General features: G+C 37.5%; 7 protein-coding genes. 2 read left to right on the forward strand and 5 right to left on the reverse strand.

From position 1 onward, the window contains the following. The first annotated feature begins 2 nt into the window (after nucleotides 1–2). Nucleotides 3–263: a hypothetical protein gene (locus HT679_RS02055; RefSeq protein WP_001863992.1), complete on the forward strand. Its 261-nt coding sequence runs from the start codon at nucleotides 3–5 to the stop codon at nucleotides 261–263. A 10-nt stretch (nucleotides 264–273) separates the two neighbouring features. Then, the gene (pdrM, locus tag HT679_RS02060; RefSeq protein ID WP_173212613.1) at nucleotides 274–1,626 is read left to right on the forward strand and encodes a sodium-coupled multidrug efflux MATE transporter PdrM; all 1,353 of its coding nucleotides are present in this window, start codon (nucleotides 274–276) and stop codon (nucleotides 1,624–1,626) included. A gap of 202 nt (nucleotides 1,627–1,828) precedes the next feature. Here pdrM and xerS read toward each other — a convergent pair whose 3' ends face one another. The 5 genes from xerS to HT679_RS02085 form a co-directional block, all read right to left on the reverse strand. Continuing rightward, complete coding sequence (gene xerS / locus HT679_RS02065) at nucleotides 1,829–2,899, reverse strand: tyrosine recombinase XerS (protein WP_173212615.1); 1,071 nt, start codon at nucleotides 2,897–2,899, stop codon at nucleotides 1,829–1,831. A 935-nt stretch (nucleotides 2,900–3,834) separates the two neighbouring features. After that, on the reverse strand, nucleotides 3,835–5,385 hold the full coding sequence (locus HT679_RS02070; RefSeq protein ID WP_173212618.1) for a ClC family H(+)/Cl(-) exchange transporter: 1,551 nt from the start codon (nucleotides 5,383–5,385) through the stop codon (nucleotides 3,835–3,837). A gap of 15 nt (nucleotides 5,386–5,400) precedes the next feature. Then, on the reverse strand, nucleotides 5,401–6,180 hold the full coding sequence (locus tag HT679_RS02075; RefSeq protein ID WP_173212620.1) for a ribonuclease HII: 780 nt from the start codon (nucleotides 6,178–6,180) through the stop codon (nucleotides 5,401–5,403). Beyond that, nucleotides 6,167–7,018: a ribosome biogenesis GTPase YlqF gene (ylqF, locus tag HT679_RS02080; protein WP_173212622.1), complete on the reverse strand. Its 852-nt coding sequence runs from the start codon at nucleotides 7,016–7,018 to the stop codon at nucleotides 6,167–6,169. The genes HT679_RS02075 and ylqF overlap by 14 nt, the downstream gene beginning before the upstream one ends. 253 nt (nucleotides 7,019–7,271) lie before the next feature. Beyond that, on the reverse strand, nucleotides 7,272–12,863 hold the full coding sequence (locus HT679_RS02085; protein ID WP_173212624.1) for an SIALI-17 repeat-containing surface protein: 5,592 nt from the start codon (nucleotides 12,861–12,863) through the stop codon (nucleotides 7,272–7,274). Between the last annotated feature and the right edge of the window lie 12 nt (nucleotides 12,864–12,875).

Here is a 12,875-nt window from a genome sequence, read left to right on the forward strand (position 1 = left end):
ATATGAATTATTTTCGAAAACGTAGGGAGAGACAAGCAAAATCTAATAGCGGAATTTACTGTCCCGCATCTAATCGTTCTAAAATTCAATATGAAACTAAAGAAAAAGCTGACCATGCGGTTCAATATGATAATGGAGGTTTAGTTAGAAGCTATTATTGTCGTACATGTGCGTGTTGGCATACTACTTCAAAATCTAATAACCCTCCGCTAAGTTTGAAAAACTATGGTCTGAAACTCTTTGGTTTAGATAAATCAGAATAGAAAGAGAAGTATGTATAAGACAAAGTGTTTACGAGAGAAGTTAGTATTATTTTTAAAGATATTTTTCCCAATCCTGATCTACCAATTTGCCAATTATTCTGCCTCTTTTGTTGACACTGCAATGACAGGTCAATACAATACTATGGACTTGGCTGGTGTGTCTATGGCAACCAGTATCTGGAATCCTTTCTTTACATTCCTAACAGGCATTGTGTCAGCCCTGGTGCCCATCATTGGTCACCATCTTGGACGAGGAAAAAAGGAAGAAGTTGCATCTGATTTTTACCAGTTCATCTATTTGTCCTTGGGCCTATCTGTGGTCTTGCTGGGGATGGTACTTTTCTTGGCACCACCAATCTTGAATCATATCGGACTAGAAGCACCAGTGGCGGCAGTAGCGGTTCGCTATCTTTGGTTTTTATCTATCGGAATTATCCCTTTGTTGCTCTTTAGTGTCATTCGTTCCTTGCTGGATTCGCTGGGGTTGACCAAACTGTCTATGTACCTCATGCTTTTGTTACTTCCTCTCAATAGTGGATTTAACTATCTCTTGATTTACGGTGCCTTTGGAGTTCCAGAGCTGGGAGGTGCTGGTGCTGGTTTAGGTACTTCCTTGGCTTATTGGGTTTTGCTTGGAATTTCTGTTCTGGTTTTATTTAAACAGGAGAAGCTCAAAGCCTTACACCTTGAGAAACGTATTCCGCTTAATATGGATAAAATCAAGGAAGGAGTTCGCTTAGGTCTGCCTATTGGGGGAACTGTCTTTGCGGAAGTAGCTATCTTTTCTGTGGTTGGCTTGATTATGGCTAAGTTCTCGTCCTTGATTATCGCTAGTCACCAGTCAGCTATGAACTTTTCAAGTCTTATGTACGCCTTTCCTATGAGTATCTCATCGGCTATGGCTATTGTCGTTTCCTATGAAGTGGGAGCCAAGCGATTTGATGATGCGAAAACCTATATTGGTCTAGGAAGAGGGACAGCCCTTATTTTTGCGGCCTTCACCTTATCTTTCCTTTACATTTTTAGGGGAAATGTGGCCAGTCTTTATGGGAACGACCCAGAATTTATCGATTTGACAGCTCGCTTTTTAACTTATAGCCTTTTCTTTCAGTTAGCAGATACCTTTGCAGCACCGCTTCAGGGAATTTTACGGGGTTATAAGGATACCGTTATTCCTTTTTACCTTGGTTTGGTTGGTTACTGGGGGGTGACACTCCCAGTAGCTATGGTATTCGACTCTCTAACAGATTTTGGAGCTTATTCTTACTGGATTGGTTTGATTATTAGTCTAATCGTGAGCGGGGTTCTCTACCGTTGGCGTCTAACTGTGATTATGAAGAGATTTGAATCCAGAAAAGCTTGATTTTTAGAATTCCTATAAGCAAAAATATCCTTCCTTATCTGCATTATTTTAATTAGTAGTAGGTAGACGAGAACTTCAAAAATATAGAAACAATTGATATTCCACGTTACTTTACTGGTATCAGATATAAAGAAAAAGAAGTTGCTTATTTTAGCAGCTTCTTTTTTTGATAAATATTTTACATAAGTTATATTACGTAAAATCATAAACTATCCAAGGCATTTTTTTGTTCATCATTGACGATATGGGTATAGAGGTCAGTGACTTGTGTGCTGGCATGTCCTAGTTGGTGGCTGACCAAAACTTGCGATTTAGTGGCATCATAGAGTCTAGTTGCTAGCGTATGGCGCAGTTTATGGGGTGTTACACGGACTTTAAAATCCTCTGAGTATTTAGCAACCATTTTCTCAACGCTGGAAGCGTCAATACGATTGGGGACACCTCGATAGAGTGTCAAAAAGAGAGCTGTGTCTGTCTTTTCCGTTTTATAGCGTTGATTTCGAATGGCGAGATAATTTTCTAGATAAGGTTTGGCAAAGGCAGCGACATTGACAGAGTCACGTTTGCCACCTTTTCTAGTGACATCGATAACCATCATTTTTAGATTGAGATCTCTTAGATCCAGATTAACAGCTTCAGATAAGCGGACACCAGACGCCAAGAGAAGGGCAATAATGGCCAAATCACGTTCTTTATTTTTGTTGAATGATGAGAGAGCTCGATTAGAGAGCTGTTGTGGGTACTCTTGGTCAATATAAGTTAGAAAACCTTCTGTTTCATCACCTAGAAAGAGCTTTTGCTTGATGTTTTCAGCTCTAGCAGCAAGTGTCTCTTTCTTTTTCTTAGTTGAAACTTTCTTCATTACATTACGATAGAAATAAGGTTCGCCCTGGTCGTTTTCAACCTCCTCAGTCAGATACTTGTAAAGACTAGAAAGTGCTGACAAAGTCCGATTGATGGTTGTCTGAGAAACACCTTGTTTGGTTGTATTAGCATTCAGCAAGGGACGTTCACGTAGATAAAGGATAAAGGATTCCATGTCTTTCTTAGACATATTTTCCAAAACTGATAAAGGAATATCGGACATTTTATCATCGTTTGAAATACCAGACTCCAAAACCCAGCTGAAAAATCGATCGTATTCCTTGAGGTATTCGTACAGGGTTGTGAAACTATAGGGGACAGCAAGCTTAGATTGGTAGTATTCCAGAACATACCAGGGCATGATTTGTTTTAGTTTATCGATTCGTTCCAGTAAAATCTCACGTTTCATGATTTTCTCCATAAATAAGTCTACTAGTAGTATAGCATAGACTTGCATGTTTTTCAAGAAAATTATAGTTTTTCGGAAAGATGTTATAGAGTTTTTAAAAAAGACTTAGACCTGAGTAAAACAGATCTAAGTCAGCTAAATAACTAATACTCTTCGAAAATTAAATTCAAACCACGTCAGCGTCGCCTTACTGTACTCAAGTACAAAGTACAGCCTGCGGCTAGCTTCCTAGTTTGCTTTTTGATTTTTATTGAGTATAAAAAACTTTTTCGTCCAAAATTGCCTAAAATATACCTTATTAAAGTGAAAACTAAAAATTTTTCAATTGTATATAATCCAAAATTTATTTTTTAAAATAAAATATTTTTTAGGAAGTAACTAAGACAATTTACATAAAAAATAAAGTACATTGATTGTAAAATGTACTTTATGCTTCTAATTCAGTTTTATCAATGGTTTAAGTTTAGTTAATTCAATTGTACATAAACTTTTAGTTTTACGGATCTAAATCTTTGCAGTTTCTATTGTGAATCATTAGCTAGTGCTTTTTCTAGTTTCCAAATACTAAACCAGAATGAAATAGTCAACAGAATAAGGAAAATAATAAAAATCTCACCCACTAAACTTCTGTTCATACTACATAACTGAAGAGCTATATAAGGAGCTATGAGATACAAAATGCATTGTATAATTGCTATCGTTTTCTTTTTCATGATTTTAATCTTACTGTACAGATTTGATACAGTAAACTCCTTTCTAGCTTTATGCTTTATCATTTCTAACTTAATTATAGTCTTATTTTCAACAAAGTTCGATTACTTGATGTTAAACATCTTGTTAGTAAAGAATAACCGATCTCATTACTGAGAATCGGTTTTCTATTATATTAAATTAAGAAGTTTATTTTTTACATAACATAAATTATGTAAAAATCACTACAACAACAAATCTTTGACTTTTCCAATTTCACTTTTTGGAATAACCAGGTGAATCATATCTCCGAGAAACATTCTAGTTGAGCCGTTAACTGTTTGGCTCTTACCATTATGCACTTGGGTAGTGATGAGGACGTTGTGTGGTAAGTTGAGTTCATGAACTTGTTTCCCAGCAATTTTATCAGAAACTGGTATTTCGATAAGTGTAACTTCTCCTTCGCTGGATACTTCTTCTGGAAGCATTTTTTCCAGCATGGCTTCATAGACTGGTGCACCTTTGAGTAGGTCCATAATGATGTAGGAGACCAAGGTTACTAAACCAAGTGGCATGAGGTTGCGAATATCTCCTACCATCTCAGTTACCAGAATCATAGCAGTTAAGGGAGCTTTTGATATAGCTCCAAAATAGCCACTCATTCCTAGAATGATAAATATAGGGAATTGCTCTTGACTGACAAGTCCAAGATTGACACAGATAACACCAACTAAGGCACCAAGTAAGGAACCAAGCGCCAAAATTGGTAGGAAAATTCCTCCTGGAAGACCACTTCCATAACTAATCATGCTCCAGATAAAGCGAATTAAAAAGTAAGCTAATAGAACTTGAAAACTAAAATCTTGCTCAGTTAGGGAAAGTACCAGCTGATTTCCACCACCAAGGATGTGGGGTAAAAAAATTCCGACTGGTATGATGAGAATAAAAGCAAGAATTGGATAATAAGCTCTATCCAAATGGATTTTTTGACCAAGCCAGTCATAAACTCGACCGACATTTAATACAGCTTTCTCATAGAGAAAACCGGAAAGTCCTAGAAAAATCCCCATAACCAAGTAAATCCAATACTGATCTAAGGTCATGAGAGGGATATTATCTGGCATATCCAGTACGGGCGTTAGGCCAAATATGAGTAAAGAAACAAAGTTTGCTACAATGCTGGCTGCTAGAGTGGAAACCCAGAAAAAGCGTGAAAAGTGATGATAGACTTCTTCTACCACAAAGAGAAGTCCAGCAATCGGAGCATTAAAGGCAGCGGCTAAACCTGCTGCAGCTCCACTGGCAATCAAGGAACGTTCCTCTACTGGACTGGATTTGAGCCACTTGGCAATTCCTTTGCCACCAACTGCTCCCAGTTGGATACTTGGCCCTTCACGCCCCAGCATGAGTCCGCTGGCAATAGCTAGAATTCCTAGAATATATTTTTTCCAGAGAACACCCCACCAGTTGAGGGTCATGAGACCTTTCAGTTCGGCTTCGACTTGCGGAATTCCTGAGCCTTTGATATCTTTTTCTGACCGTGTCAGTTTGGCACTGAGCCAGCAAATGACTAGATAAAACAGGGCGATAATAAATAAATGAACAAATAAGTGCCCTTGATCTTGATAAAGTCCTTGTATCAGGTGGAAGCCCTTTTCAATTAAGAAACGAAAGGATCCGACGATAATTCCAACGACGAGGCCGACAATGATTCCTCGACCAACTTGGGATAGGATAGTGCTGGATGCAAAGGCGAATTCTTTCTTAGAACGGACTATTTCCGACTGTTCCTCCATGGTATCTCCTTTCAATTAACTTTCTTTTTTACCTAAAACCAGTGATTTAACGGGTTCAAAGCTGGTTCGGTGAATTGGGGTAACTCCTAGTTTTTCGAGTCCTTCTAGGTGTTTAGCAGTTCCATAACCTGCATTAGTAGCAAAATCATAGCCAGGAAACTGCTGATCATATTCCTTCATCAATTCATCACGTGTCACCTTGGCTACTATAGAAGCTGCTGCGATCGAGAGGGAATTGGCATCTCCTTTGATGATGGAGGTTTGTGAAATTGGTAAATCCAGTTTCATGGCATCTATCAAAAGGTGCTCAGGTTGAGGACTGAGCTGAGAGATTGCTTCCTGCATGGCCAGTTTGGTTGCTTCATAGATATTGACTTGGTCGATGACCTGATTATCCATGATACCAATGCCAATTGACAAGGCTTGGTCTTGAACTGCTTGGAAAATCTCCAGATGTTTCTTTTTAGGAATTTTCTTGCTGTCGTTGAGACCTCTAATCTTACAATTTTTAGGTAAAATAACGGCAGCAGCGACTACAGGACCAGCCAGAGGACCACGGCCGACCTCATCAACACCAGCAATTAAGGTCAGTCCTTTCTTGTAAAGTTCTTTTTCATAAGAAAGCATGGATTCCAAACGAAGATCCTCATCTAATTCAGCCTGAATGGCTTTTTTACGCTTGCTGATTTCCTTTTGAACTCCAGAACGATTATCATTTTCGAGTTCTAAAAAAATAGGGTTATCTAAGTCCTTGACCGTAGCAAGGAGTTCTTTGATTTCTTTAATCGTCGCCATCGATGTCTTCCAATGTATCTAAGGTATAGTTACCGAGTTTGCCATCACGGACTTCCTTCACGAAGAGACTGTAAAAGCGGTCATAGTCATCACGGAAACCTAGGGCACGGGTCATGTCCATAATAATAACAGGCGCTTCTTCTTCAATTTTCATTTGCTTGAAGCGTTCGGCCAGCATTTCTGGATAATGTTCTTTGAAATAATTGAGGCCAAAAATAGTTACCTCATCCATAGGAAGCAACTGGTCTTTGATAGCTCCAGTCAAGGCCAACTTAAGAGCTACAGTTTCATCCTCAAACTTAGGCCAAAGAATCCCCGGTGTATCCAGGATTTCCAAGTCTTTATTGGTTTTGAGCCATTGTTGCCCCTTGGTCACACCTGGTTTGTTTCCGACAACAGCAATTTTCTTACCAGCCAAACGGTTCATAAGCGTTGATTTACCAGCATTTGGAATCCCAATAATCATGGTACGCAAGGTTTCAATTTTAATCCCACGTTCTCTCTGGCGAGCAATCTTATCAGCCATGAGTTTTTTAGCAGCATCAGTTACAACTTTTACGGTTACTTGCTCTTTAGAGTTGATAGCTAGCGTCTGGATTCCTTGTGATTCAAAATATTGACGCCATTCCTTGGTCATTGCTGGATCGGCCAAGTCGGCCTTGTTTAAAATCAAAAGTTTTGGTTTGTCACCAACAATCTTGGTCAACATAGGATTTTGACTAGATAGTGGTAAACGTGCATCCACCAAAATCGTCACAAAATCAACAAATTTTAAATTTTCCTGCACCTGTCGACGCGCCTTAGACATGTGACCAGGAAACCATTGAATAGTAGCCATTGAGTTTTTTTCCTTTCGTAGCAAGGGTTTAGAGACCCTATTTTATTTTACTATAGTTTGAACATAAAGAGTTCTCAAATGAATGATGTTCAAACAGTTTTTTATTTTATGACATAGAAATCTACCTTATATTATATCATGCCTTCTTTATTTTGTCCGATGATAGCCTTTCAAGTACCCTATATAGAAAAAAGCCATCAAATGATGACTTTTCAGAGGGAGCAAAAAACTGCCCTCTTTATATTTTAAACATTTAAATGTCTTCTTTAAACAGTTGGTTAAAGAAACCGTCTGTGTTTTTAAGAAGGGCTTTGAAGACCTTAGATTTAAGAGCAACAGTGTGAGAGAAGTCATCTGGTTTCTTCAAATCTTCTTCAACTGCTTTAACAAAGATATCCTTCAATTGTGTATAGTTGGTAATTTGTTTACCGTCAATTTCAATAGCAGTAAATCCTTGTTCTGCTTTAGCTTTAACATCGTGATACCAATGTCTCTTCCACTCTTCAAGTGTCTTGAACTTGTCTCCAGAAACTTTCTTAATAATGAAATCATCACCTAATCTACCCTGGTTTTGTTTATCAGCTTCACCTTGATATTTGCTAGATACATAACTAGTGAAACCTTTGTCATATCCATAATAACCCCACATACGGAAGGCATTATGTTTGAATGATAATGAACCTGGGGCACCTTTACTTGTATTACCACCATAAATACCAGCCATCATTTGAACATTAACATATGCTGAATTAGGCCTAAAGTCCTCTGGTCGGAATATACCATTACCTGGATTATTATGTTTGGTCATAAAGTTATTATCAACCAAATCATCGATACTTGCTAATGATTTAGCTTTCTCTCCATCATTTAGGTCACGAACTTTATCCCATTGGTGTGGAGCGGTTAATTTATTTAAACCATCAACATGTCTATCGACTCTGTCAATTTTCTTAAACCACTTGCTATTGTTACCATTTAATCGTGGAAGTACGGCGTCTGCTTCTACATGATCTAGCATCATCAGTGCTTCATTATAGTTTTTCATATATCGATCGATGTCTTCACGAGTTTGTAACTTGTCAGGATTATAATTGTACCATTGGTCACCATCATTTTCACGATGATAAGCCATGTTCAAACCTAAAGCACCATATTCACCATTAGTTGTTGATTTATCAGGTGTTTGCAACATACCTTGCGCATAGGCTTCGACGTCTGTACCTTGACGATGCTTATGACCACCGAAGTAAAGCATTCTATCGTTTACGTGTGTTGTTTCGTGAGTAAATGCTGAAATGCCAAACTGACTAATCATATCAGTTACCATGAAATAAACTTGGTCATTAGGGTTAGGATTAGGGAATATTGACGCCATAGCTCCCATATACCAGTTGGTATCATGGAATTTCCAAGTTGGTCCATATAATTCACGAATAGGTGCAATTGGTTTATTATTCTTATCATAACCCATACGATTTATGCCTTTTATACCGCTATAGTTTTGGTTATCCCATACAGGTGTTGGAACCATATTTTGACTCTTAAGTAATCTATCACGAACATTAGATAATGATAAACGTGACCAGAAGTCAAGGTAAGTTTGTTGTGCATGTGCAACCTTATCAATTTCTTTTTTGAATTCATTTCTAGTTTCTTCTGTATGTTTACCATATTTCTCAAATGAACTATAAGCCATCGTATTGTATGTTGAAATTAAGAACATATGAGCATTCTTAAGCGTTAATAAAGGCAAAATCATACGTCCATGAACACCGTTATCTAAACCATCGAACACACGATGACGTTTATCTTTCAACTCTGTATTTGTTGTCTTAGGTTCTGAAACATAAACATTTTTAGCAGAATGGATAAACCAATCGTTAATATCTTTATCCTCAGTGAACAAACGCATGTTGTATTCTAAGAAGTTACGCAAATTACCTTTACCAGTATTACCTGCGATGATTTCACGGTAAGCATCCTGAGTCCGATCCCCTTTCAAGTTCTTTTCACTTGAACCGATGTTGATGAGTCTGTCAATAACACTTGGTGTTTTACCATAAAAATCAGGTTTGAACATCAAGATGTTTTTTATACTCATGTCACCGTATTTGATATCATAGTAACGATTGAGATAAGTCAGAGCCATCATGATTTTAGCTTTATTGGTTTCCACTTTCTTGAGAAGTGATTTTATCGCAGCTTCATCACCATTTAATTGATGGTCTTCATTTTCGACCAAGGCTTTGACTAACTTATCTAGATTTTGCTTCACTTCGGAAAAGCTTTCTTCTAAGTATAGATCTTTAATATAACCATTCTTACGTTCATCCGTATTCTCTGCAGGTTTATCACGTCTACTCATTAAATCTCTTACTTCTTGTGAAATCAATTCCACACTTGATAATTGAGATTTAACATCAGCAATCAATTTATCACGATTTTTATCAACCATGTTTGGTGTATAAACAACATCTCCAAGACCAGATACGCTATATTCACGCACTTGTTGGACTTTAGAATCCTTGAGTGTGACCCCCATTTCTTCTTTTGTACCATCTGCATAGTGAACCATAATCTTATCAATATCTGATAAGTCAGTTACAAACTGTCCGTCTTTCATACCCGTAACAGAAAGGACTTCTTTCTTAGCTAAGTTTGAATCTTCTGCAAGTTTGTTACCTTGTTTGACAATCCATTCTTTGTTGTAGAACGGTTGAAGTTTTTCAATGTTACGATATGCTAAATCACGTTCGGCTTTGTAATCTTGAGTTGATTTGTATTCCTCTGATTTTGGTGTTGTAAGGTTAAGCGTATCTTCAGGAAGAGTACTAATTTCAAATCCACTAGCTGTTATATTGTACCCTTTAATTTTCTTATTAGCTTCTTCTAAACTAATTTCTTTAACACGTTTAGAACGTTGATATGAAGAGGCTCCTGTACTCATATCACGAACAACGAAATCATTTTCAAGTCTATTACCTGAGAAGTAACCACCTTCGTCATCTATATTTCTTGAACCATAGAAGATCTCACCTTTAGAAACTTTCACCATTGATACGTTATCTTCAATTTGCCCTAATACCCAGTTAGAACTGATAAACCCACCAACATCAACTGGATTATCAATGTCAATTGTACCTTTAGCAACTGAATGACGAACAGAGCCCTCTTTTCCTACAGTGAAATTATCCATACCATTATCAGATTTCGCAACAAGTCCAGCAGCTCTAGCTCGTTTACCTGTGATTGTTACATCAGCATATGCTCTATCTAAGTTACCTTTCCAAATTTCACCAGCAATACCAGCTAAATTCCAATCACGATCACCAACAGCCTGCAATTTACCGATAAATGCTACATTTCTTAACAGGCCACCACGATCAATCTTATTAACAATACCAGCAATACTATTGTTTCCAAGAATGCTACCAGTAACCTTGATATTCTCAACTGTCGCATTTTTAACAGTCTTAGCAAGTGCTGAAATATCATTAATCCAAGGCATATTGATATTAACGTTTGCTAAGTTAATATTTTTAACTGAACCACCTTCGATACCACCGAATAATTGACGTTTCATGTTATGAATTGAATACTGGTTACCTTCTACACTGGTCAATGTACCTCTAAATGTCCCAGGTACATATTCTTTATTAGGCGTTGGTACATTTTCTGCATTCAAATCTGCACCGATTTTAAATGTACCGTTTTTATCAGCATTCATAGCATCTACCAATTCTTTAAAGTTATAATAAACGTTATCAACTTTTGGAACTGGTTTTTCAATGTAATGAATGTATTCATTTCTAGTCTTAGATGGATCAACATGTTGAATTAAATCTTGAGCGGTTGCTGTAATTTTATAAAGTTCTTTTTCTTTTTCAGTTACTAACTCAATCTTATCAACTGCTAAACGTGTTACTTTATTATCACGACTAGTAATTTTTAAGTACATTTTCTTCACATCTTCATCTGAAGGTTTTTCAGTCATGAAATCACTAGGTGTTTCAGTACCATCGTCATTTACCTTCACTAAATTAGTAGATGCGATATTTTTAATTTCAACTTTTTTCAAATCCAAGCGAAGTGGTTTCTCTTCTAATGTTGCAGTTTCTTCTCCCTTGCCACGGTCATAGGTCATAGTGGTCTCTATCTTATAGTCCTTGTAGAATTTTAAATCTTCTACCTGCTTATTTAACTGCTCTGAAGTCAAATCTACTGTTTTGACAATTTCATTTCCATCTTTAATTGTCGCAGTAATTTTATTGATTGTGACTCCATCTGTATTAACTAAATGATAAGAAAGAGTTGCGGATCGGTTTAATACATTTGTATTTGTTCTATCTAAGGTCAAAACAGGAGCCGTTTTTTCTTTAGGTTTTTCTTTGGTACCTTTTACAAGAATTTTAGGCTTCATTTCTTTCAAAATAGTTACTGTTTCAACTGGGTCACTGATTTTTTTGCCATGTAACTCTTCATAGCTAGTAACAATTTGACGTTCGCCATCCTCACCAACTTGTCTAACAGAATCATCGCCTATAAATTTGCTAGGATCAGGTTCTTCTATAGTGGTTTTAGGAATAGTCTCTGTCCGAATATCGGTATGTAAAGAAGGCAACTCTTCTCTTTCTGATGCAACTTCTGAAACTGTAGATATTGGTTCAGTATACTCTGGAATGTCGTTAACAGGTGGTGCAATCAAGTTGCTGTTTTCGTCCACTCCTGTTGTACCTACTGGTTCAGTGTATGCTGGAATGTCGTTAACAGGTGGTGCAATCAAGTTGCCGTTTTCATCCACTCCTGTTGTACCTACTGGTTCAGTGTATGCTGGAATGTCGTTAACAGGTGGTGCAATCAAGTTGCCGTTTTCGTCTACTCCTGTTGTACCTACCGGATTGGTATACTCTGGTTTTTCGCTAACAGGTGGCTCAATCAAGTTGCCGTTTTCATCTACTCCTGTTGTACCTACAGGTTCAGTATATTCTGGTTTCTCAGTTTTAGGCGCTTTATCTGGAACTGTACCTACAGGTTCAGTGTATGCTGGTTTTTCATGAACTGCTGGTTCAACTAAATTACCGCCAATTGGAGCTGTATATTCTGGTTTCTCATGAACTTCAGATTCTACCAGATTACCACTAACTGGTGCTGTATGTTCTGGCTTCTCAGCTTTAGGCGCCTCGTCAGGGACTGTGCCTACCGGTGCAGTGTACTCTGGCTTCTCTGATTTAGTTGTCTCGTTTGGAACGGTGCTTACAGACTCTGGATTTTTAGGTTTTTCTGCTTTAGGCGCTTCATTAGGGATACTTTCCTGAGTTTCAGATACTGGAACATTTTTTGTCCCCTCAGCTTTATGTTGAATTTCTGAAATTGCATCATCATTAAGGGGTAAGTATCCAATATAACGATACCCAGCAATTTGAACTACTCCTTCATTACTTGGAGCTTTCAAAGGATTGCTTAGATCGAGAGCTTGCATACTAGAAAGACTAATCAGTCCAATCGTAGTAACTAAGAACAGACTAGCAACTTTTTTATTTTTATGAACCAAAAGGACTAAACTACCAACAGCTAATAGACCTAAAGCTGTAAGCACAGAAGTCGATGAACCTGTCGCAGGAAGAGTTTCCTGCTGATAAATAAGAGCATAAGTTACCTCATTATCAGTAGGAATTCCTGCTTGAATCTTGCTTTGTTCTTCCTTTGTAAGATCGCTTTTTTCAACATAATGATAGGTAGAAGCATGAATGATTGACGGCGCAACCAAGATACTTCCGAGTAATACCGAACCAACAATCCCACAGATTTTTCGGATCGAAAATCGTTCTTTTTTAAATAATGACAAGCGTAATCACCT

The sequence above is a fragment of the Streptococcus sp. 4886 genome, from assembly GCF_013276485.1.
In the GTDB taxonomy this organism is placed as follows: domain Bacteria; phylum Bacillota; class Bacilli; order Lactobacillales; family Streptococcaceae; genus Streptococcus.

Bases quoted from the DNA above. Each gene is read 5' to 3' on its own strand.
- HT679_RS02055 (WP_001863992.1), top strand. From the start codon at position 3: ATGAATTATTTTCGAAAACGTAGGGAGAGACAAGCAAAATCTAATAGC.
- pdrM (WP_173212613.1), top strand. From the start codon at position 274: ATGTATAAGACAAAGTGTTTACGAGAGAAGTTAGTATTATTTTTAAAG.
- xerS (WP_173212615.1), bottom strand. From the start codon at position 2,899: ATGAAACGTGAGATTTTACTGGAACGAATCGATAAACTAAAACAAATC.
- HT679_RS02070 (WP_173212618.1), bottom strand. From the start codon at position 5,385: ATGGAGGAACAGTCGGAAATAGTCCGTTCTAAGAAAGAATTCGCCTTT.
- HT679_RS02075 (WP_173212620.1), bottom strand. From the start codon at position 6,180: ATGGCGACGATTAAAGAAATCAAAGAACTCCTTGCTACGGTCAAGGAC.
- ylqF (WP_173212622.1), bottom strand. From the start codon at position 7,018: ATGGCTACTATTCAATGGTTTCCTGGTCACATGTCTAAGGCGCGTCGA.